We start from the raw sequence: 21,588 nt of genomic DNA, 5'->3' as shown, positions 1-21,588 counted from the left end.
GGGCAGGCTCTCCATGAGTCTGCCCCGCGCGGCTTTGCAAGCACCGTCGGGCGAATATGCTGATCAGCATGACGACTGAGCCGGAACTGCAGCGGGGCGTCGGTGAGCCGGACGGCTTCCGCCGCCTGTGGACCCCCCATCGGATGGCGTACATCCAGGGTGAGAACAAGCCCACCGGCCCGGCTCCGGACGACGGTTGTCCGTTCTGCTCGATCCCGTCGCTGAGCGACGAGGACGGGCTGGTCGTCGCCCGGGGGAGCGCCGTGTTCGCGGTGCTGAACCTGTACCCGTACAACGGCGGGCACTTGATGGTGGTCCCGTACCGGCACGTGGCGGACTACACCGACCTGGACGAGGCGGAGACCGCCGAGCTGGCCGACTTCACCAAGAAGGCGATGACGGCACTGCGGGCGGCCTCGGGGGCGCACGGGTTCAACATCGGGATGAACCAGGGTGCGGCGGCCGGTGCCGGGATCGCGGCGCACCTGCACCAGCACGTGGTGCCGCGCTGGGGCGGGGACACCAACTTCATGCCGGTGGTGGGCCACACCAAGGTGCTGCCGCAGCTGCTGGCGGACACCCGGAAGATGCTGGCCGAGGCCTGGCCGCAGGCTTGATCCGCACGCGCAGGGGCCCGTCACCGGATGCACGGTGACGGGCCCCTGCGGCGTTCGTCGGCGGGCTCAGCCCGCGTCGAACTGGTCGACCTTGTACGGGCGGCTGCCCTGGGCCTCGGACTTGATGATCGAGGCGCGGTTCTTGAAGAAGCGGTCGGCGTCCAGGTCGTGCTCCTGGAGGAACTCCAGGGTGGCGGTGTGCACCGCGTTGAGCACCGGGACGGAGGCGTTGAGCGCGTTGTCGACCATGGACCGGTTGTCCCAGGCCCGTTGCGCCCAGACGTGCCGGAGGCCGAAGGGCTCGGGCAGGCCGAGCCCGCCGCCGAGCCAGCCGAGCAGGCCGGGAATCCGGTAGAAGGGGGCGCGGACGGCCTGGCGGACCACCTCGTCGTTGTCGATCAGGGGGAGCTTGACGGTGCGCTCCTCCCAGAACTTGACGGTCTTGGCGACCGTCTTCTCCTTGTCCTTCGGCTTGTCGTGGAAGACGCCCTTGAGCGGGCCCAGCGCGTAGCCGGCGACGGAGATGTTGAGGACGTTGGCGAGCAGGGTCACGGTGATCGTGAACGTGATGATCAGCTTGCCGTCGTGGGTGATGAACTGGGTGGCCAGGTAGTGCCGGGGGCCGCCGGGGAAGGTCTGCTTGTCGCCGATGCTCTGGACGGCGTAGTCGCGCATGCGGTCGCCCTCCATGTCGGCGCCGCCGGGCCGGCTGATCTCGTCGGCGCCCTCGCCGATGTCGAAGACGACCCACTGCTTGATGGCGACGTTGGGGATGCCGCTGTTGGCGACGTGGCTGATGCCGAGGCCCTTGAGGTGGGCGGAGATCCGGCGGACCAGGTCCCAGGGGTGGAACGCGCGGAAGTCGGCGTGGCCCTCGGCGGGGTGCAGGGTGTCGGCCATGCGCCACTCGCCCCAGCGCCGGCCGGTGCCGAGGATGCCCTTGGCGCCGGCGTAGTGCTGGATGTTGGTCTCCTGCTCGGAGTCGAGGCGGCCGAGTCGGTCGCGCAGCTCGTTGGCCTTCTTGTCGAGGTCGTCCCGGGGGACGGCCTTGGCGACGGTGGCGGCGACGGCGTTGCCCTCGACGAGGTCCAGCCAGCGGGCGCGCAGGTCGAGGGCGGAGCGCAGGACGATCCGGCGGGCCAGGTACCAGCCGATGACCGGGGCGAGCATCACGATGCGCAGGTAGACGCCGAGGACGCCGGCGGCCGGGGGGCGCAGGGCGAGCAGGACGGCGAGGGCGGCGGCCGCGGCGAGTGCGATGCCGCCGTAGACGGCGGAGTTGCGCGGGTTGTCGCGCTTGAGCCAGGCGCGCAGTTGGAAGGCGCCGAGCCAGAGCAGGGTGCCGGGGAGGAAGAGCAGGCCGGTGACCACGGTGACGGTGGTGAGCTGTCGGTCGCGGGCGTGGCGCAGTTCCTCGGCGGCGAGGCAGTGTTCGACGACCTGGCGGCTGTCGACGCCGAAGGACGGCACCAGGGGTTTGCGGTCGCCGCCGAGGGTGCGGGAGATCACGGCCTTGCTGAACGCCTCGCCGAGGTTGGGGCGGAAGAGCGCGAAGCGGCCCTTCTTGGCGGTGGCGTCGGCGACGGTGTCGACGAAGGCGGTGACCTCGCCGTCGCGGTAAGCGGCCGAGGAGAGCGCCAGACTGACGGCGGTCTGTGGGCCGGTGTCGGTCCGGGGTATCTGCGCACCCGGGGTCATGTCGAGTGTGGTCACGGTGGCGTCCCCTCCTCCCCTTGTCAGCGGCAGGTTACCGTGCCGTGGCGGTGCCGCGTCGATGATCGTCTGAAGTACCGTCACCTAGGGCCTGTCCGGTGGATCTTGCCGGGCCCGCGACGCCAGGGCACGCGCCTCGCGGCGTTGTCGTCGGTCGCCGATGCTCCGCATGGACTCCCTCCTCCGCCTTGCGATGCACGCACCCTGACGCCGCGGTCTGATCCGACAAGATCCACCGGACAGGCCCCAGAGCCGTACGCGGCCTGAGAGGCATGATGCCCAGGTTCGGGCAGGTCGATACCCGGCGCACGGTGGCGCGTTGGGGTGGTGCACGATGGCTGTGCGGGTGCGTGCGAGCGCCCCGTTCGGGTGGACGAAGGGGTTGAAGTGAAGGATCCGGTGCTGGTCTTCGACGGGGACTGCGCGTTCTGTTCGTCGTGTGCGCGGTGGGCGGAGCGGTATCTGCGGCAGACGCTGGCCTCGGGCGGTTGGGAGGCGGTGCCGTTCCAGTTCGCGGATCTGGCGGCGTTGGACGCGCTGGCGGGCGGGCTGGGCGAGGTGGACGCCGAGCGGGCGGAGCGCGAGGTGCTGTGGGTGACGCCGGCGGGCCGGGTGTACGGCGGTGCGCAGGCGGTGGCGCGGCTGCTGATGCGGTCGGGCGGGGTGTGGGCGTACCTGGGTGGGGTGTTGACCTTGGCGCCGGTGCGGCCGGTGGCGGGCGTGGTGTACCGCTGGGTGGCGCGCAACCGGCACCGGATGCCGGGGGGTACGGCGGCGTGCGCGCTGCCGAACCGTGCGGTGGCCCGCCCGTAGGGAGGGCTCAGTCGTTGTAGCGGTCGGCGACGGCGGCGGGCATGGGTTCGTGGCGCAGGTAGGCGCGGCTGAACTCGGCGGTGCCGTGGGTGAGGGAGCGCAGGTCGACCGGGTAGCGGACGAGTTCGAGTTCGGGGACCTCGGCGCGCAGCAGGGTGAGGCCGGGGCCGCCGGTCTCGGTCCCGAGGACGCGGCCGCGGCGGGCGGAGAGGTCGCCGAGGACGGCGCCGAGGTAGTCGTCGGGCAGCAGGACGCTGACGGCGGCGACGGGTTCGAGCAGGCGGACGACGGCGTGTTCGGCGGCGTCGCGCAGGGCGAGGGCGGCGGCGTTCTGGAAGGACGCGTCGGAGGAGTCGACGGAGTGCGCCTTGCCGTCGGTGAGGGTGACCCGGATGTCGACGAGCGGGTGGCCGGTGGCGACGCCCTTGGCGAGTTGGGCGCGGACGCCCTTCTCGACGGAGGGGATGAAGTGTTTGGGGACGGCGCCGCCGACGACGCGTTCCTGGAACTCGAAGCCCGAGCCGGCCGGTAGCGGTTCGACCTCCAGGTCGCAGATGGCGTACTGGCCGTGGCCGCCGGACTGTTTGACGAGGCGGCCGTGGCCGGCGGCGGCGGTGCCGAAGGTCTCGCGGAGGGCGACCTTGGGTTCGACGGTGTCGACGTGGACGCCGTGGCGGGTGCGGAGGCGGTCGAGGACGACCTCGGCGTGGGCTTCGCCGGTGCACCAGAGGACCAGTTGGTGGGTGTCGGGGTTCTGTTCGAGGCGCAGGGCCGGGTCCTCGGCGGTGAGCCGGGCGAGGGCCTGGGAGAGCTTGTCGTCGTCGGCCTTGCTGTGGGCCTCGATGGCGATCGGGAGCAGGGGTTCGGGGAGGGTCCAGCCGTCGAGGTCGACGGGGTGGCCGGGGTCGTGGACGGTGTCGCCGGCGCGGGCGGTGGTGAGTTTGGCGGCGCAGACGAGGTCGCCGGCGACGGCGTGCGGGACGGGTCGCTGGAGTTTGCCGAAGGGGCTGGTGAGGGCGGTGACGCGTTCGTCGCCGTTCTGGTCGGCGGTGTGGGCGGGCCCGGCGAGGTGGATCCTGGTGTCGGGGCGCAGGGTGCCGGCGTAGAGGCGCAGCAGGCTGATCCGGCCGACGTAGGCGTCGCCGGTGACGCGGACGACCTGGGCGGCGAGCGGGGCGTCGGGGTCGCAGTCGGGGGCGGGGCGGGTGCGTTCGGTGGGGTCGGGGAAGGTGTGGGCGATGAGGTCGAGGAGTTCGGCGGCGCCGAGGCCGTTCTCGCTGGTGGGGACGGCGGGGTGGAGGGCGCAGCTGAGGACTTCGCGGCGCATGCCGGCTTCGAGGGCGTCGGCGTCGAGGGTGTCGCCGGCGAGGTAGCGCTCCATGAGGGTGTCGTCCTGGCCGGAGATGGCCTCGACGAGGCTGTCGTGGGCGGGGCCGGTGTCGGGGAGCGGGGTGGCGTTGCCGTAGGTGTCGCCGGTGATCAGGTCGACGCTGCCGTCGGGTCGGCCGTCGTGGAGGACGGGCAGGAAGAGCGGGCGCAGGGTGTCCGGGCCGAGGTCGAAGGCGTCGTGGCAGGTGGTGAGGATGTCGTCGAAGTCGGTGCGGGCGAGGTCGAGTTTGGCGACGGCGACGGCGCGCGGGATGCCTTCGGCGGCGCATTCGCGCCAGAGGGCGCGGGTGGGGGCGGTGACCGGGTCGGTGGCGGAGACGACGAAGACGGCGGCGTCGGCGGCGTGCAGGGCGGCGCGCAGGTCGGCGGTGAAGTCGGGGTGGCCGGGCGGGTCGATCAGGTTGATCTTGACGCCCTTCCATTCGAGCGGGAGCAGCGAGAGCTGGACGGAGCGCTGCTGGTGGTGCTCGATGTCCTCGTGGTCGGAGACGGTGGTGCCGTCGGCGACCCGGCCGGCCCGGCCGGTGGCGCCGGCGGCGAGGGCGAGGGATTCGGCGAGGGTGGTCTTGCCCACACCGCTGCCGCCGATGAGGGCGACGTTGCGCAGATCTCGGGGGCCGGTGACGGCGGGTGCCTGGCCGGCTCGTGCTGTGCTGCGGTCGGGCATCGGGGTCTCCTCCCGTGGCGCCGAGGCTGACTTTGAAAGTCTAGGGTCGGGTCGTGCGCCCCCGCGTGTCGTGGGGGGAACGTCCCGCGTGTCGTTCGTGCGGGAGGTGACCGTGCGTGTGTGCGGGGTGGCCGGGGGGTCGTCGGGCGGTGTGTGCGACGGGGCGTGTCGTCGGCGTGGCTACGATGGGTGCGCCGGACGGGCTGATCCGCCCGGCCGTCTGCCGCGCGTGTTGCGCCAGGCGGGTACCAGGGAGATCGGAGCGGTCGGGAAGGCCATGCTCAACAAATACGCGCGTGCCTTCTTCACACGTGTTCTGACCCCGTTCGCCGCGTTCCTGATCCGGCTGGGCGTGAGCCCGGACGCCGTGACGCTGATCGGTACCGCCGGTTCGGTGGCCGGTGCGCTGGTGTTCTTCCCGCGCGGGGAGTTCTTCTGGGGCACCATCACGATCACGCTGTTCATCTTCTCGGACCTGGTGGACGGGAACATGGCCCGCCAGCTGGGCCGGAGCACCAAGTGGGGGGCGTTCCTCGACTCCACGCTGGACCGGGTGGCGGACGCGGCGATCTTCGGCGGTCTGGCCATGTGGTACGCGGGCGGGGGGAACGACAACCTGCTCTGCGCGGTGGCGATCTTCTGTCTGGCGAGCGGTCTGGTGGTGTCGTACACCAAGGCCCGGGCGGAGAGCCAGGGGCTGCCGTGCGACGTGTCGGGGTTGGTGGAGCGGGCCGAACGGCTGGTGGCCAGCCTGGTGGCGGCCGGGATCTCGGGTCTGCACGCCTTCGGGGTGCCGTACGTGGAGTGGCTGTTGCCGGTGGCGCTGTGGCTGGTGGCCGCGGGCAGCCTGGTGACGGTGTTCCAGCGGATGCTGACCGTGCGCCGGGAGGCGTTCGAGGCCGACCGAGCGGCGGCCGGGAGCTGATGGGGGGCGTCCTGCGGTGACGGACCGACTGGTGTACTGGGCGTACGCGCTGGGCTGGGCGGTGCTGAAGCACCTGCCGGAGCGGGTGGCGCGGGGCCTGTTCGACCGGCTGGCGGACTACGCGTGGCGCCGGCGCGGCAAGCGGGTGCTCCAGCTGGAGGCGAACCTGCGCCGGGTCCGTCCGGAGCTGGACGAGGCGGGGCTGCGGGCGCTGTCCCGGGCCGGGATGCGTTCGTACCTGCGGTACTGGATGGAGTCGTTCCGGCTGCCGGTGTGGAGCCGGGAGCGGGTGGCGCGGGACGTCCAGGTGGCGGGCTTCGGGCACCTGCGGGAGGCCTTGGAGTCGGGGCGCGGCGCGGTGATAGCGCTGCCGCACATGGGCAACTGGGACCTCGCGGGCACCTGGGTCGCGCAGTTGGGGTACCCGTTCACCACGGTCGCGGAGCGGCTGAAGCCGGAGCGGCTGTTCGACCGCTTCGTGGCGTTCCGGGAGGGTCAGGGCATGGAGGTCCTGGCGTTGACCGGTGGCGGGGTGAACGTGATCGGCACCTTGGCGCGGCGGCTGCGTGAGGGTCGGCTGGTCTGCCTGGTGGGGGACCGAGACCTGTCCGAGGCGGGCATCGAGGTGTCCTTCTTCGGTGAGGCGACCCGGATGCCGGCCGGTCCGGCGGCGCTGTGCCAGCGCACCGGGGCGGCGCTGCTGCCGGTGACGCTCTGGTACGACGGCCCGGTGCTGCGGGCGGTGATCCACCCGGAGGTCGCGGTGCCCGAGGAGGGCGACCGCAAGGCCCGGACGCTGGCGATGACGCAGGCGATGGCGGACCTGTGGGAGCAGGGGATCCGCGAGCACCCCGAGGACTGGCACATGCTGCAACGGTTCTGGCTCGCCGACCTGCCGGCCCGTGAGACGGTGGGAGCGGCGGCCGCGCCGCGCCCCGAGGCGGCCCCGGAGCCGGCCGCCGAGCCCGCGGCTGAGGCCTCCGGGTCCTGAATCCCGGCCCGTACGGTCGGCCCGCACACCTGAAGGAGCTAGAGGAACCCGTGAAGATCGGCATCGTCTGCCCGTACGACTGGGACGTCCCCGGTGGGGTGCAGTTCCACATCCGGGACCTGGCCGAGCACCTGATCGGCCTGGGCCACCAGGTGTCGGTGCTGGCGCCGGCCGAGGACGACGAGGCGCTGCCGCCGTACGTGGTCTCGGCCGGGCGGGCGGTGGCGGTGCCGTACAACGGGTCGGTGGCGCGGCTGAGCTTCGGCATCCTGTCGGCGGCGCGGGTGCGGCGGTGGCTGCACGAGGGGCGGTTCGACATCCTGCACGTGCACGAGCCGGCCTCGCCGAGCCTGTCGATGCTGGCCGCCTGGTCGGCGTCCGGGCCGATGGTGGGGACGTTCCACACCTCGAACCCGCGCTCGCGCGCGATGATCGCGGCCTCGCCGATCCTTCAGCCCGGCCTGGAGAAGATGCGGGCCCGGATCGCGGTGTCGGAGTACGCCCGACGCACGCTGGTGGAGCACCTGGGCGGGGACGCCGTGGTGATCCCCAACGGCGTGGACGTCGGCTTCTTCGCCGACGCCGAGCCGGACGAGCGCTGGACCGGCGGTGCGGCGGCCGGGGAGCCGGGCACGATCGGCTTCATCGGCCGGATCAACGAGCCGCGCAAGGGCCTGCCGACGCTGCTGGCGGCGCTGCCGAAGATCCTCGCCGAGCGGCCGGGGGTGCGGCTGCTGGTGGCGGGCAAGGGCGACGAGGAGGAGGCCGTCGCGGGCCTGGCGCCGGAGGTCCGTGCGCAGGTCGAGTTCCTCGGCATGGTGAGCGACCGGGACAAGGCCCGGCTGCTGCGCAGCGTGGACCTGTACGTGGCGCCGAACACCGGCGGCGAGAGCTTCGGGATCATCCTGGTCGAGGCGATGTCGGCGGGTGCGCCGGTGCTGGCCAGCGACCTGGACGCGTTCAAGCAGGTGCTGGACGGCGGGGACGCGGGCGAGCTGTTCCCGGTGGAGGACGCGGACGCGCTGGCGCGCACGGCGCTGCGGCTGCTGGGCGATCCGGCCCGGCTGGAGGAGCTGCGCAAGGCGGCCTCGCGGCACGTGCGGCGGTTCGACTGGTCGACCGTCGGCGCGGACATCCTGGCGGTGTACGAGACGGTGACGGCGGGGGCCGCGGCGGTGGTCGCGGAGGACGTGCGCGGCGGTCGGCGCGGGCTCTTCGGGCTGGCCCGGGACTGACACCGGGGGCCGGTCCGGGGCTGATCCGGGACCGGTCCTGTACGCCGGTTCGGGATCGATCGCGGGCGGCCGGGCGTTAGGGTCGAGCGACGACCGTGACAGCTGATTCGTGGGGGCAAGCGATGCCGCAGATTTCCGTGGACTACTCGTCGAGCCTGGCCGGTACCTTCGACCGCCGGGAGCTGGGCCTGGCGATCAACCGGCTGGCCGAGGAAACCATCGACGCGAAGCCGGAGTCCTGCAAGACCGTGTTCCGTCCGAGCGAGGAGCTCGTGGTGGGGACGGTCGGGGCCGGGGACGCCCAGGTGTTCGTCGAGTTCCAGATGTTCCCCGGTCGCGCGCCGGAGGCGAAGGCCGCGCTGCGGGACGGCGTGCTGGCGGTGGTGGCGCAGCACGTGCGGCCGCCGGCGGGGCACCGGCTGTTCACCGCGGTGAACATCGCCGAGATCGATCGGGAGGGGTACCGCAACGCCACCGTCGAGGGGTGAGCCGGTGACACCCGGTAGCGTTGCGCCCCGTGACTACCTGGATCTGGGCCGGCGTGGCCGTGGTGCTGTTCGGCATGTACCTGAGTTGGACGGCGGGCAGGCTGGACCGGCTGCACGCCCGGATCGACGCCGCCCGTGCGGCGTTGGACGCGCAGCTGGTCCGCCGGGCCTCGGTGGCGATGGAGCTGGCCACGTCCTCGCTGCTGGACCCGGCGGCCTCGCTGCTGCTGCTGGACGCGGCGCACGCGGCTCGGCAGGCCGAGGACGAGCAGCGTGAGGTGGCGGAGAGCCAGCTGAGCCTGGCGCTGCGGGCGGTGTTCGCGGAGCCGGAGCAGGTCGCGGCGCTGGTGGCCGAGCCGGGGGGCGAGGAGGCGGTGAAGGACCTGACCGCCGCGGTGCGCCGGGTGCCGATGGCCCGCCGGTTCCACAACGACGCGGTGCGGGCGGCCCGGGCGGTGCGCGAGCACCGGCTGGTGCGGTATTTCCGGCTGGCCGGGCGGGCGCCGTTCCCGCTGGCGTTCGAGATGGACGACGCTCCGCCGCCCGCTCTCACGCCCGAGGGAGCACCCGCCTAGGCTTGGCTCGGATACGGCCCGTTTGTCGCATCCCGTCGTCCGGGCTGGACTTGGTGGCGCATGGAGAGGCCCCATTTTCCGCCTACCATAGGGCGATAGCACTGGTTCATCATCGAGTGAGGTCTCACGTGTCCAGCACCCCCACCACCGCAGACCAGCCGCAGATCGGCACCGCCCGGGTGAAGCGCGGCATGGCCGAGCAGCTCAAGGGCGGTGTGATCATGGACGTGGTCAACGCCGAGCAGGCGAAGATCGCCGAGGACGCCGGCGCGGTGGCCGTCATGGCCCTGGAGCGGGTCCCCGCCGACATTCGCAAGGACGGCGGCGTGGCCCGCATGTCCGACCCGAACATGATCGAGGAGATCATCGACGCGGTCTCCATCCCGGTGATGGCCAAGTCCCGCATCGGGCACTTCGTCGAGGCCCAGGTGCTCCAGTCGCTGGGCGTCGACTACATCGACGAGTCCGAGGTGCTCACCCCGGCCGACGAGGTCAACCACTCCGACAAGTGGGCCTTCACCACCCCCTTCGTCTGTGGCGCCACCAACCTGGGCGAGGCCCTGCGCCGCATCGCCGAGGGCGCGGCCATGATCCGCTCGAAGGGCGAGGCCGGCACCGGCAACGTCGTCGAGGCGGTCCGCCACCTGCGCCAGATCAAGAACGAGATCGGCCACCTGCGCGCCCTGGACCACAACGAGCTGTACGCCGCCGCCAAGGAGCTGCGCGCTCCGTACGAGCTGGTCAAGGAGGTCGCCGAGCTCGGCAAGCTGCCGGTCGTGCTGTTCTCCGCCGGTGGCGTCGCCACCCCGGCCGACGCCGCGCTGATGCGCCAGCTGGGCGCCGAGGGCGTCTTCGTCGGCTCCGGCATCTTCAAGTCGGGCGACCCGGCCAAGCGCGCCGCCGCCATCGTGAAGGCCACCACCTTCTTCGACGACCCGAAGATCATCGCGGACGCCTCCCGCAACCTCGGCGAGGCCATGGTCGGCATCAACTGCGACACCCTGCCGGAGACCGAGCGCTACGCCAACCGCGGCTGGTAGTCCGCCCCGTTTTCCTGTGCCGGCCCGCCGCGCAGCCTTGGCGCGCGGCGGGCCGCGCCACGTACTTCCGTAGATCGATCGAACGAGGTTGAAGACCGTGAGCACTCCAGTCATCGGCGTCCTCGCCCTGCAGGGCGACGTCCGCGAGCACCTGGTCGCGCTGGCCGAGGCCGACGCGCTCGCCCGCCCGGTGCGCCGTGCCGAGGAGCTGGCCGAGGTCGACGCGCTGGTGATCCCCGGCGGGGAGTCCACCACCATGTCCAAGCTCGCGCTGCTGTTCGGCGTGATGGACCCGCTGCGCGAGCGGGTCGCCGCCGGCATGCCGGTGTACGGCACCTGCGCGGGCATGATCATGCTGGCCGACAAGATCCTCGACGGCCGGGAGGACCAGGAGACCGTCGGCGGCATCGACATGACCGTGCGCCGCAACGCCTTCGGCCGGCAGAACGAGTCCTTCGAGTCCGGGATCGCCTTCAAGGGGATGGACGACGCGCCGGTGCACGGCGTGTTCATCCGCGCCCCCTGGGTCGAGGCGGTCGGCGCGGGCGTCGAGGTGCTGGCCGAGCTGCCCGCGGCGGACGGCCCGGAGAGCCGGATCGTGGCGGTCCGTCAGGGAAACCTGCTGGCCACGTCGTTCCACCCGGAGCTGACCGGTGACCACCGGGTGCACGCGTACTTCGTGCGGATGGTCGAGGAGCACCTCGCGGTCGCCGCACGCTGACCGTGTGCGCCTTACCGGTGACGACACCGGTAAGATCTCATCTGTTTCACTTCCCTTTGGCGACGTAAAGGAGCTGGCGATGTCCGGCCACTCTAAGTGGGCTACCACCAAGCACAAGAAGGCCGTGATCGACGCCAAGCGCGGCAAGCTCTTCGCCAAGATGATCAAGAACATCGAGGTGGCGGCGCGCACCGGCGGTCCCGACCCGGCGGGCAACCCGACCCTCTACGACGCCATCCAGAAGGCGAAGAAGAGCTCCGTCCCGATCGACAACATCAACCGCGCCGTCAAGCGCGGCGGTGGCCTGGAGGCCGGCGGTGCCGACTACCAGACGATCATGTACGAGGGCTACGGCCCGAACGGTGTCGCCGTCCTGATCGAGTGCCTCACCGACAACCGCAACCGCGCCGCCTCCGACGTGCGCGTCGCGATGACCCGCAACGGCGGCTCGATGGCCGACCCGGGCTCGGTGTCGTACCTGTTCACCCGCAAGGGCGTCGTCATCGTCCCCAAGGCCGACGGCGTGGACGAGGACAAGCTCTTCGAGGTCGTCCTCGACCAGGAGCCCGAGGAGATCAACGACCTCGGCGACTCCTTCGAGATCGTCTCCGAGGCGTCCAAGATGGTCGCCGTCCGCACCGCCCTGGTGGACGCCGGCGTCGACTACGACTCGGCCGAGGCCAACTTCCTCCCGAGCATGCAGGTCGAGCTGGACGTCGACGGCGCCCGCAAGATCCTCAAGCTGATCGACGCGCTGGAGGACAGCGACGACGTGCAGAACGTCTTCGCCAACTTCGACATCTCCGACGAGGTCGGTGCGCAGCTCGACGCCGAGTGATCGTTCTCACTCCCCGGCCCGGTGGTCCCACGACCGCCGGGCCGGTGTCTTTGGCGGCACTGTCCGACCCGGGCGGTAGCCTTCGCAGGTCGGAGACGACGCAGGTCGGAGACGGAAGGCGGGGCGTGACGTGCGGGTACTGGGCGTGGACCCGGGGCTGACCAGGTGCGGGGTCGGCGTGGTCGACGGCGCGCCGGGGCGGCCGCTGCGGATGGCCGGGGTCGGCGTGGTGCGCACTCCCGCCGAGGCGGAGATCGGGCAGCGGCTGCTGCTGGTCGAGCAGGGCATCGAGGCCTGGCTGGACGAGCACCGGCCCGACCTGGTGGCCGTCGAGCGGGTCTTCGCCCAGCACAACGTCCGGACGGTGATGGGCACCGCCCAGGCCAGCGCGGTGGCGATGCTCTGCGCGACCAGGCGCGGGATACCCGTCACCCTGCACACCCCCAGCGAGGTCAAGGCCGCCGTCACCGGCTCCGGCCGGGCCGACAAGGCCCAGGTCACGGCCATGGTGCAGCGCCTGCTGCGGCTCGACGCCCCGCCCAAACCGGCCGACGCCGCGGACGCGCTGGCGCTGGCCATCTGCCACATCTGGCGCGGCGGCGCGACGAACCGCATCGAGGCGGCCGTCCGGGCGGCCCGCGCCACCTCCCCGAAAGCCCCCCTTCCTCTGAAAGGCCGTAGCCGGTGATCGCCTTCGTGCAAGGGCCCGTGGCGGCCATCTCCGCCGGACTCGCCGTGGTCGAGGTGGGCGGGGTCGGCATGGCCGTGCAGTGCACGCCGAACACGCTGGCCGGTCTGCGGCTGGGTGAGCCGGTCAGGCTCGCGACCTCGCTGGTGGTCCGGGAGGACTCGCTGACCCTGTTCGGCTTCGCGGACGACGACGAGCGCGCGGTCTTCGAGATCCTCCAGGCGGCGCCGGGCGTCGGACCGAAGCTGGCGCAGGCGATCCTCGGCGTGCACAGCCCGGACGCGCTGCGGGCCGCGGTGGCGAACGGCGACGAGAAGGCACTGGTCGCCGTCCCCGGCATCGGCAAGGCCAAGGCGGCCAAGCTGCTGCTGGAGTACAAGAACAAGCTGGGCGCCCCGCACGGCAGCGTTCCGGCGCAGAAGCCGATCGCCGCCGGTCCGGCGCCCTGGAGCGAGCAACTGCACTCCGCGCTGGTCGGCCTCGGCTACGCGCCCCGCGAGGCGGACGAGGCGGTGGCCGCCGTCACCCTGGAGGCGGAGGCACAGGCCGTGCCGGACGTCGGCGCGCTGCTCCGACTCGCGCTGCGCAGCCTCAACCGCTCCCGCTGAAGCCACCTGACGATCTGTCCGTTTGTCGACTTTGGAGCCCTATCCGATGAGTCCGTACGACAGTCCGTACGACAGCTCGTACGACGCCGACCCGGCCGACCGGCTGGTCACGGCCGCCGCCGACGGCGAGGACCAGGCGGTCGAGGCGGCGCTGCGCCCCAAGCTGCTGGACGAGTTCATCGGTCAGGAGCGGGTCCGCGAGCAGCTGTCGCTGGTGCTCCAGGCCGCCCGCAAGCGCGGCAGCGCGCCCGACCACGTGCTGCTCAGCGGCCCGCCCGGGCTGGGCAAGACCACCCTGTCGATGATCATCGCGGCCGAGCTGGGCGCCCCGATCCGGATCACCTCCGGCCCGGCCATCCAGCACGCGGGGGACCTCGCGGCGATCCTCTCCTCGCTCACCGAGGGGGAGGTGCTCTTCCTCGACGAGATCCACCGGATGTCCCGGCCGGCCGAGGAGATGCTGTACATGGCGATGGAGGACTTCCGGGTCGACGTGATCGTCGGCAAGGGCCCGGGCGCCACCGCCATCCCGCTGGAGCTGCCGCCCTTCACCCTGGTCGGCGCCACCACCCGGGCCGGTCTGCTGCCGCCCCCGCTACGGGACCGCTTCGGCTTCACCGGCCACATGGAGTTCTACGCCCCGGCCGAGCTCCAGCGGGTGGTGCGGCGCTCGGCCGCGCTGCTGGACGTGGAGATCGACCCGGCCGGCGCCGCCGAGATCGCCGGGCGCTCGCGCGGCACCCCGCGCATCGCCAACCGGCTGCTGCGCCGGGTCCGCGACTACGCCCAGGTCCGCCACGACGGCGTGGTCACCAGCGGGATCGCGGCCCAGGCGCTGGACGTCTACGAGGTGGACGCCCGTGGTCTGGACCGGCTGGACCGGGCGGTGCTGGACGCGCTGCTGCGGCTGTTCGGCGGCGGGCCGGTCGGTTTGTCGACACTGGCGGTCGCGGTGGGGGAGGAGGCCGAGACGGTCGAGGAGGTGGCCGAGCCGTTCCTGGTCCGGGAGGGCCTGCTGGCCCGCACCCCGCGCGGCCGGATCGCCACCGCCGCCGCCTGGCAGCACCTCGGGCTGACCCCGCCGGTCCAGACCGCCCGGGGGGCCGCCGTGCCCGCGCAGCCGGAGCTGTTCCGGGCCGAGGAGGGCTGAACGTTCTTCCAGATGCGTGGGCCGATCGGGTGAGGGGCGGGTTCCGGTTCGCTCCTCGGACGCCGGTACCACAGAGTGCGGCGGAGCCGGGGGCGAAGTCCGGGGAAACTGTGCAGGCCGAGGCTCGCCACTTTCGGCGGCAGGATGCGATGCTTGGCGTTGTCCGATCAGTTCGGGGTCGCCTAGACTCCGCCGGACCGCCCCTCTCACCTGACGGGCCGACCAATACCACACAGGCCGCCGGCCGGCGGCCCGTAAAGGACCCTGGCTGCAGTGAACCTCATCATCCTTCTCCTCCCGATCATCGCGATCGTGCTCATGTTCCGGTCGCAGAAGAAGCGCCAGTCGCAGATGCAGCAGATGCAGACCGCGCTGGAGCCGGGGGCCGGAGTGCGCACCATCGGTGGCCTGTACGCCCAGGTGAAGGCGGTCAACGACGAGACCGTCGAGCTGGAGATCGCGCCCGGCGTGGTCACCCACTTCACCAAGAGCGCGATCGCGGCCGTCCTGGACCCGCAGGAGTACGACGCGATCATCAACGGCCGCCCCGCCGATGACGAGCTGCCCGAGCCGGACGCCGAGGACGCCGAGGCCGAGCCGGTCGAGGACAAGCCGCTGACGCTCACCAAGGACAGCGCCGAGAAGGGCGATGCCGAGGGCGGGGCTCCCGCGAGCAAGTAGTACGGTCGGGCTTCCGCCCGGCTGCGCGGCGAAGTGCCGCGAGCCCACAGGACCTCAGGGCCGCAGAACCTCCATGCCCCCGTTCCGCCACGAGCAGGACGGGGGTCCGGGCGGGGAGGTGGCATGGACAGGGAGAAACGAGCAAGGTGGCAACACCCAAGTCGCGCCCGCGCGACGGCTACCCAGGGCGGGCGCTGGCCCTCATCCTGGTCGTCACCGTCGGACTGGTCGCCCTCATGTTCGGGACGGGCAACACCAAGCCCCGGCTCGGAATCGACCTCGCCGGCGGCACCAGCATCACGCTGACCGCGAAGTCGACCGACCCCAAGGCGATCAACAAGTCCAACATGGACATCGCCACCGGGATCATCGAGCGCCGTGTCAACGGAATGGGTGTCTCCGAGGCGGAGGTCCAGACCCAGGGTGAGAACACGATCATCGTGAACATCCCCAAGGGCGGTGACCGGCAGAACGCGGCCGAGCAGGTGGGTACCACCGCGAAGCTGTTCTTCCGTCCGGTCCTCGCGGTGGCGCCCAGCGGTTACACGCCGCCCGCGCCCACCTCCTCCCCGTCGACGGCCCCGAGCGGCACCCCGGGTGCCACCGGTACCCCGACCGCGACCGGTACCCCGAGCGCCACCGGCACCCCGAGCGCCACCGGCACTCCGAGCAGCCACGCGACCGCCGCGGCCTCCGGCACGCCCAGCGCGAGCGCCAGCGCCACCAAGCAGGGCCGCGCGGTCGGCGAGGCGCTGGCCGCCGACGCCAGCCCGAGCGCCGCCGCCACCGCCCCGAGCGCCCCCGCCTCCGGCGCGCCGTCCGCTGGCGCCACCGGTGCCCCGAGCGCCCCGGCCACCCCGCCGAGCGCGGCCGACGTCAGCGCCGCGCTGACCCAGGGCACCGTGCCGCCGGAGCTCCAGGCCGCCTTCGCCCAGCTCGACTGCTCCAAGCCCGAGGTCCGCAACAACCAGTCCGGCCCCGAGGACAAGGCCGTCGTCGCCTGCTCGCAGAAGCCCGAGAACGGCTACTACGAGAAGCTGGCCCTCGGCCCCGCCGCCGTGAAGGGCTCGGACGTCTCCAAGGCCCAGGCCACCCTCGACACCCAGACCGGTGCCGGCTGGCAGGTCCAGCTCCAGTTCAACGGCACCGGCACCGACGCCTTCGCCAAGGTCACCGGCCAGATCTCGGCCCTGACCCCGCCGACCAACCAGTTCGCGATCGTCCTGGACAACCAGGTGGTCTCGCACCCGCAGGTCAACGGCCCGATCCCGGGCGGCAGCGCGGTCATCTCCGGCCGCTTCTCCCAGGCCGAGGCGCAGGACCTCTCCAACGTGCTGAGCTACGGCGCCCTGCCGCTGGAGTTCGCCAAGAGCGACATCACCACCGTCTCCCCGGCGCTCGGCAGCGACCAGCTCAAGGCCGGTCTGGTCGCCGGTGCGATCGGCATGCTGCTGGTGGTCGCCTACTCGCTGGTCTACTACCGCGGCCTCGGCCTGGTCTCGATCGCCGGTCTGGTCGTCTCGGCGGCCCTGACCTACTCGATCATGAGCCTGCTGGGCGGCGGGATCGGCTTCGCGCTGAACCTGCCGGCGGTCTGCGGTGCGATCGTCGCGATCGGTATCACCGCCGACTCCTTCATCGTCTACTTCGAGCGCATCCGCGACGAGGTCCGCGAGGGCGCCCCGCTGCGTCCGGCGGTCCAGCGGGCCTGGCCGCGCGCCCGGCGCACCATCCTGGTGTCGGACTTCGTGTCCTTCCTCTGTGCCGCCGTGCTCTACGTGGTCTCGGTCGGCAAGGTCCAGGGCTTCGCGTTCACCCTGGGTCTGACCACCGCGCTCGACGTCGTGGTGATCTTCCTCTTCACCAAGCCGCTGATCACGCTGCTGGCCCGCCGCAAGTTCTTCAGCGACGGCCACCCGTGGTCCGGTCTGGACCCGAAGCGGCTGGGCGCCCGCCCGCCGCTGCGCAGCAGCCGTCGCCGTAGCTCCTCCTCTGCCGCCGTGAAGGAGGCCTGACACCGTGTCACGCTTCTCCAATCTGGGCCACCGGCTCTACCAGGGCGAGGTCAGCTTCGACTTCGTCGGGCGCCGTAAGCTCTGGTACTCCATCTCCGGCGTGATCGTCCTGGTCGCCGCGATCGGCCTGGCCATGGGCCTGCACCTGGGCATCGAGTTCAAGGGCGGCTCGGTCTACACCGTGACCAAGCCGGGGCTCACCGTCTCGCAGGCGCAGGACGCGGCCGACAAGATCGTCTCCTCGCACCCGCTGGTGCAGTCGACCGACAACGGCAAGATCCGCATCCAGGTCAGCACCGAGGAGAAGGCGAGCTCGGACGAGATCCGCTCCAAGCTCTCCGAGAACCTGAAGGTGCCGCTGGAGACCGTCGACGCCCAGGTGATCGGCCCCAGCTGGGGCAAGCAGATCTCCAACAAGGCGCTCACCGGTCTGATCATCTTCATGATCCTGGTCACGGCCTACCTGGCGATCGCCTTCGAGTGGCGGATGGCGGTGGCCGCCCTGGTCGCCCTCATCCACGACCTCATGATCACCATCGGGGTCTACGCCCTGGTGGGCTTCGAGGTCACCCCCGGTACGGTGATCGGCTTCCTGACGATCCTCGGGTACTCGCTCTACGACACGGTCGTCGTCTTCGACACCGTGAAGGAGAACACCAAGGGGCTCACCAAGCAGAACAAGCTCACCTACAGCGAGGCGGCCAACGCGGGCCTCAACCAGACCCTGGTGCGTTCGCTGAACACCACCGTGGTCGCCCTGCTGCCGGTCGCCGCGCTGCTGTTCATCGGTGGCGGCTTCCTGGGCGCCGGCACCCTGAACGACATCTCGCTCGCGCTGTTCATCGGTCTCGCGGCCGGTGCCTACTCCTCGATCTGCGTCGCCACCCCGCTGCTGGCGCAGCTCAAGGAGGAGCAGCCGGAGATGAAGGCGCTGCGCAAGCGGGTCCTCCAGCACCGCGCCGCGGCCGCCGCCAAGGCCGATGCCGCCCCCGAGGGTGAGGAGATCGCGGACGAGGACCTGCCGGCGGGTATGGTCGGTCAGCGCGGCCGGTCGGCCGGCACCACGCGTGCCAAGGGCCGTCCGTCCACCAAGCGCTGAGCCGACCCCGACCCTGAGGACACCACCGTGACCACCGCCGACACCGCACTGGCCGAGCTGCTGAACAGCCGGATCCGGGACGTCCCGGACTACCCGAAGCCGGGCGTGCTGTTCAAGGACATCGCGCCGCTGCTGGCCGACGCCGAGGCCTTCGGCGCCCTGACCCGGGCGCTGGCGGACCGGGCGAAGGAGCTCGGGGCGACCAAGGTGGTGGGCCTGGAGGCGCGCGGCTTCGTGCTGGCGGCCCCGGCGGCCGTCGCGGCCGGGCTCGGCTTCGTGCCGATCCGCAAGGCGGGCAAGCTGCCCGGCGAGGTGTTCCGGCGCTCGTACGAGCTGGAGTACGGCTCGGCGACGCTGGAGGTGCAGTGCGACGCCTTCGCGCCCGGTGAGCGGGTGCTGGTGGTGGACGACGTGCTGGCCACCGGCGGGACCATCGGTGCCTCGCTGGACCTGGTCAAGGAGGCCGGTGCCGAGCTGGCGGGCGTCGTGGTGCTGATGGAGCTGGGCTTCCTGGACGGCCGCGAGCGGCTGGCCGCGCACCTGGGCGACGCCCCGCTGGAGACGCTGGTCACGGTCTGAGGGCCGGAGCGAGGAGCGGCGGTCGGATCCATCCGACCGCCGCTCTTCGTCGTTCCCGGACGCCGTCGGAGCCGGGCCGCTGAACACCGGGCGGCCGGGCTCGGTACCATGAAGATTCATCCCCTCCCGGTTGTGCCAGGCGGCGCGGTCCGTGTGAGGGGCCGGCCCGGTGCCCCGAGGAGTGTCCTTGCCCGACGAGGTTGTGCCCACGGCCGCATCGGCCGCCCCCGAAAACCGTCCCACGCCCTCGGGGGCCACCCCGGCACGCCCGGCGCCGACCTCCTCGCGATCGCTCACCCCCTCCGGGCGGTCCGCCAGCCCCGGCGGCATGCGCGCCCGGCTGGCCCGCCTCGGCGGCCAGCGCTCCAGCGTGCTCAACCCCGTGCTGGAGCCGCTGTTCCGCTCGATCCGGGCGAACGACCCGAAGGCCGACCCGGCCCTGCTGCGGGACATCGAGCGGGCCTACGCGGTCGCCGAGAAGTGGCACCGGGGGCAGAAGCGCAAGAGCGGCGACCCGTACATCACCCACCCGCTGGCGGTGGCCACCATCCTGGCCGAGCTCGGCATGGACGCCCCGACCCTGATGGCCGGGCTGCTGCACGACACCGTCGAGGACACCGACTACGGCCTGGAGACCCTGCGCAAGGACTTCGGCGACTCGGTGGCCCTGCTGGTCGACGGCGTCACCAAGCTGGACCGGGTCAAGTTCGGCGAGGCGGCGCAGGCCGAGACCGTCCGCAAGATGGTCGTCGCGATGGCCAAGGACCCGCGCGTCCTGGTGATCAAGCTCGCCGACCGGCTGCACAACATGCGCACCATGCGCTACCTCAAGCGGGAGAAGCAGGAGAAGAAGGCCCGCGAGACGCTGGAGATCTACGCCCCGCTGGCGCACCGGCTGGGCATGAACACCATCAAGTGGGAGCTGGAGGACCTCGCCTTCGCGATCCTCTACCCCAAGATGTACGACGAGATCGTCCGGCTGGTCGCCGAGCGCGCCCCCAAGCGGGACGAGTACCTGGCGACCGTCATCGACCAGGTCCAGGGGGACCTGCGCGGCGCTCGGATCACCGCCTCCGTCACCGGCCGGCCGAAGCACTACTACTCGGTCTACCAGAAGATGATCGTCCGGGGCCGGGACTTCGCCGAGATCTACGACCTGGTGGGCATCCGGGTCCTGGTCGACACCGTCCGCGACTGCTACGCGGCGCTGGGCACCATCCACGCGCGGTGGAACCCGGTGCCGGGGCGGTTCAAGGACTACATCGCGATGCCCAAGTTCAACATGTACCAGTCGCTGCACACCACGGTGATCGGTCCCGGCGGCAAGCCCGTCGAACTCCAGATCCGCACCTTCGACATGCACCGCCGGGCCGAGTACGGCATCGCGGCGCACTGGAAGTACAAGCAGCGCGCGGTGGCCGGCTCGTCCAAGGTCCGCACCGACACCCCGACCCAGACCCGCAAGGACGACAAGGCCGGCGCCGTCAACGAGATGGCCTGGCTGCGGCAGCTGCTGGACTGGCAGAAGGAGACCGCCGACCCGGGCGAGTTCCTGGAGTCGCTCCGCTTCGACCTGGCCAGCAACGAGGTCTTCGTCTTCACGCCCAAGGGCGACGTGATAGCCCTGCCGGCCGGCGCGACCCCGGTGGACTTCGCCTTCGCCGTCCACACCGAGGTCGGGTACCGGACCATAGGGGCCCGGGTGAACGGGCGGCTGGTGCCGCTGGAGTCGACCCTGGAGAACGGCGACTCGGTCGAGGTGTTCACCTCCAAGGCGGAGAACGCCGGGCCGTCCCGGGACTGGCTGGGCTTCGTCAAGTCGCCGCGCGCCCGCAACAAGATCCGCGCCTGGTTCTCCAAGGAGCGCCGCGAGGAGGCGATCGAGCACGGCAAGGAGGCGATCGTCCGGGCGATGCGCAAGCAGGGCCTGCCGATCCAGCGGATCCTGACCGGCGACTCGCTGGTCACCCTGGCCCACGAGATGCGCTACCCCGACATCTCCTCGCTCTACGCCGCGATCGGCGAGGGGCACGTCGCCGCGCAGAACATCGTCCAGAAGCTGGTGCAGGCGCTCGGCGGCGAGGAGGGCGCCACCGAGGACCTGGCCGAGACCGCCACCCCGACCCACGACCGCCGGGCGGTGCGCCGCCGGGCCAAGGGCGACCCGGGCGTGATCGTCAAGGGCGTCGAGGACGTCTGGGTCAAGCTCTCCCGCTGCTGCACCCCGGTGCCGGGCGACCCGATCGTCGGCTTCGTGACCCGCGGCAACGGCGTCTCGGTGCACCGTGCCGACTGCGTCAACGTCGACGCGCTGAGCCAGCAGCCGGAGCGGATCATCGACGTCGAGTGGGCCGCCACCCAGTCCTCGGTCTTCCTGGTGGCGATCCAGGTCGAGGCGCTGGACCGCTCCCGGCTGCTCTCGGACGTCACCCGGGTGCTCTCCGACCAGCACGTCAACATCCTGTCGGCGGCGGTGCAGACCTCCCGCGACCGGGTCGCGATGAGCCGCTTCACCTTCGAGATGGGCGACCCCAAGCACCTCGGCCACGTGCTCAAGGCGGTGCGCGGCGTCGAGGGAGTGTACGACGTCTACCGGGTCACCTCGGCCCGCAAGTGACGAGCGCCTGAGGACGAGCGCATGAGGAAGGCCCCCGGGGACGTCTTGAGTTCTAGTGGTCGTTGCAACACCCCAGTTCAAGGGGTGCAATGTTCAAGATCCGGGAGAACCGGACGGTGGCTCAAGGCCGGAAGGTCCT

General features: G+C 71.7%; 20 protein-coding genes. 18 read left to right on the top strand and 2 right to left on the bottom strand.

Going from position 1 to position 21,588, the window contains the following annotated elements; all coding sequences use genetic code 11:
* The first annotated feature begins 56 nt into the window (after nt 1-56).
* Nucleotides 57-617 (top strand): HIT family protein, encoded by a 561-nt coding sequence (locus tag ABTY15_RS36400; RefSeq protein WP_350605431.1) that lies wholly within the window; start codon nt 57-59, stop codon nt 615-617.
* 66 nt (nt 618-683) lie between these two features.
* Here ABTY15_RS36400 and ABTY15_RS36395 read toward each other — a convergent pair whose 3' ends face one another.
* Complete coding sequence (locus ABTY15_RS36395) at nt 684-2,330, bottom strand: AbeC-like domain-containing protein (protein WP_350605429.1); 1,647 nt, start codon at nt 2,328-2,330, stop codon at nt 684-686.
* A 387-nt stretch (nt 2,331-2,717) separates the two neighbouring features.
* Here ABTY15_RS36395 and ABTY15_RS36390 point away from each other — a divergent pair, with 387 nt between their 5' ends.
* Nucleotides 2,718-3,143: a thiol-disulfide oxidoreductase DCC family protein gene (locus tag ABTY15_RS36390; protein ID WP_350605428.1), complete on the top strand. Its 426-nt coding sequence runs from the start codon at nt 2,718-2,720 to the stop codon at nt 3,141-3,143.
* A 7-nt stretch (nt 3,144-3,150) separates the two neighbouring features.
* Here the strand turns inward: ABTY15_RS36390 and ABTY15_RS36385 are convergent, their stop codons facing one another.
* A complete protein-coding gene (locus ABTY15_RS36385) occupies nt 3,151-5,199 on the bottom strand; it encodes an elongation factor G-like protein EF-G2 (RefSeq protein WP_350605426.1) in 2,049 nt (682 codons plus the stop codon).
* Between the two features lie 277 nt (nt 5,200-5,476).
* Here ABTY15_RS36385 and pgsA point away from each other — a divergent pair, with 277 nt between their 5' ends.
* The 16 genes from pgsA to ABTY15_RS36305 all read left to right on the top strand — a co-directional run bounded on the left by pgsA (nt 5,477) and on the right by ABTY15_RS36305 (nt 21,449).
* A complete protein-coding gene (pgsA, locus tag ABTY15_RS36380; RefSeq protein ID WP_350605425.1) occupies nt 5,477-6,124 on the top strand; it encodes a phosphatidylinositol phosphate synthase in 648 nt (215 codons plus the stop codon).
* Nucleotides 6,125-6,140: 16 nt separating this feature from the next.
* Complete coding sequence (locus ABTY15_RS36375) at nt 6,141-7,115, top strand: phosphatidylinositol mannoside acyltransferase (protein WP_350605423.1); 975 nt, start codon at nt 6,141-6,143, stop codon at nt 7,113-7,115.
* A gap of 50 nt (nt 7,116-7,165) precedes the next feature.
* Nucleotides 7,166-8,350, top strand: a complete 1,185-nt coding sequence (locus ABTY15_RS36370) for a glycosyltransferase family 4 protein (protein ID WP_350605420.1) — start codon at nt 7,166-7,168, stop codon at nt 8,348-8,350.
* 122 nt (nt 8,351-8,472) lie between these two features.
* Complete coding sequence (locus tag ABTY15_RS36365) at nt 8,473-8,838, top strand: 5-carboxymethyl-2-hydroxymuconate Delta-isomerase (RefSeq protein ID WP_350605419.1); 366 nt, start codon at nt 8,473-8,475, stop codon at nt 8,836-8,838.
* A gap of 74 nt (nt 8,839-8,912) precedes the next feature.
* On the top strand, nt 8,913-9,413 hold the full coding sequence (locus ABTY15_RS36360) for a hypothetical protein (RefSeq protein WP_350605443.1): 501 nt from the start codon (nt 8,913-8,915) through the stop codon (nt 9,411-9,413).
* A gap of 128 nt (nt 9,414-9,541) precedes the next feature.
* Nucleotides 9,542-10,453 carry a pyridoxal 5'-phosphate synthase lyase subunit PdxS gene (gene pdxS / locus ABTY15_RS36355; protein ID WP_350605416.1) on the top strand — a complete coding sequence of 304 codons (912 nt, stop codon included), beginning with the start codon at nt 9,542-9,544 and terminating at the stop codon, nt 10,451-10,453.
* A gap of 97 nt (nt 10,454-10,550) precedes the next feature.
* Nucleotides 10,551-11,174: a pyridoxal 5'-phosphate synthase glutaminase subunit PdxT gene (gene pdxT / locus ABTY15_RS36350; protein WP_350605414.1), complete on the top strand. Its 624-nt coding sequence runs from the start codon at nt 10,551-10,553 to the stop codon at nt 11,172-11,174.
* Between the two features lie 79 nt (nt 11,175-11,253).
* A complete protein-coding gene (locus tag ABTY15_RS36345; protein WP_049651428.1) occupies nt 11,254-12,012 on the top strand; it encodes a YebC/PmpR family DNA-binding transcriptional regulator in 759 nt (252 codons plus the stop codon).
* 130 nt (nt 12,013-12,142) lie between these two features.
* On the top strand, nt 12,143-12,700 hold the full coding sequence (ruvC, locus tag ABTY15_RS36340; protein WP_350605413.1) for a crossover junction endodeoxyribonuclease RuvC: 558 nt from the start codon (nt 12,143-12,145) through the stop codon (nt 12,698-12,700).
* Nucleotides 12,697-13,308: a Holliday junction branch migration protein RuvA gene (gene ruvA / locus ABTY15_RS36335; protein ID WP_350605410.1), complete on the top strand. Its 612-nt coding sequence runs from the start codon at nt 12,697-12,699 to the stop codon at nt 13,306-13,308. The genes ruvC and ruvA overlap by 4 nt, the downstream gene beginning before the upstream one ends.
* A gap of 46 nt (nt 13,309-13,354) precedes the next feature.
* Nucleotides 13,355-14,458 carry a Holliday junction branch migration DNA helicase RuvB gene (gene ruvB / locus ABTY15_RS36330; protein WP_350605409.1) on the top strand — a complete coding sequence of 368 codons (1,104 nt, stop codon included), beginning with the start codon at nt 13,355-13,357 and terminating at the stop codon, nt 14,456-14,458.
* Nucleotides 14,459-14,731: 273 nt separating this feature from the next.
* The gene (gene yajC, locus ABTY15_RS36325) at nt 14,732-15,139 is read left to right on the top strand and encodes a preprotein translocase subunit YajC (RefSeq protein WP_350605405.1); all 408 of its coding nucleotides are present in this window, start codon (nt 14,732-14,734) and stop codon (nt 15,137-15,139) included.
* 146 nt (nt 15,140-15,285) lie between these two features.
* On the top strand, nt 15,286-17,154 hold the full coding sequence (gene secD, locus ABTY15_RS36320; RefSeq protein WP_502893674.1) for a protein translocase subunit SecD: 1,869 nt from the start codon (nt 15,286-15,288) through the stop codon (nt 17,152-17,154).
* Between the two features lie 4 nt (nt 17,155-17,158).
* Complete coding sequence (gene secF, locus ABTY15_RS36315; RefSeq protein ID WP_350605403.1) at nt 17,159-18,253, top strand: protein translocase subunit SecF; 1,095 nt, start codon at nt 17,159-17,161, stop codon at nt 18,251-18,253.
* Between the two features lie 27 nt (nt 18,254-18,280).
* Entirely contained in the window at nt 18,281-18,832 is a 552-nt protein-coding gene (locus ABTY15_RS36310; RefSeq protein WP_350605399.1) for an adenine phosphoribosyltransferase, read from the top strand.
* Between the two features lie 202 nt (nt 18,833-19,034).
* Nucleotides 19,035-21,449, top strand: a complete 2,415-nt coding sequence (locus tag ABTY15_RS36305; RefSeq protein ID WP_502893675.1) for a RelA/SpoT family protein — start codon at nt 19,035-19,037, stop codon at nt 21,447-21,449.
* Nucleotides 21,450-21,588: the final 139 nt, after the last annotated feature.

Source organism: Kitasatospora sp. NPDC097643 (assembly GCF_040302625.1).
Classification (GTDB): domain Bacteria; phylum Actinomycetota; class Actinomycetes; order Streptomycetales; family Streptomycetaceae; genus Kitasatospora.
This window is presented reverse-complemented; position numbering and strand designations above follow the sequence as displayed.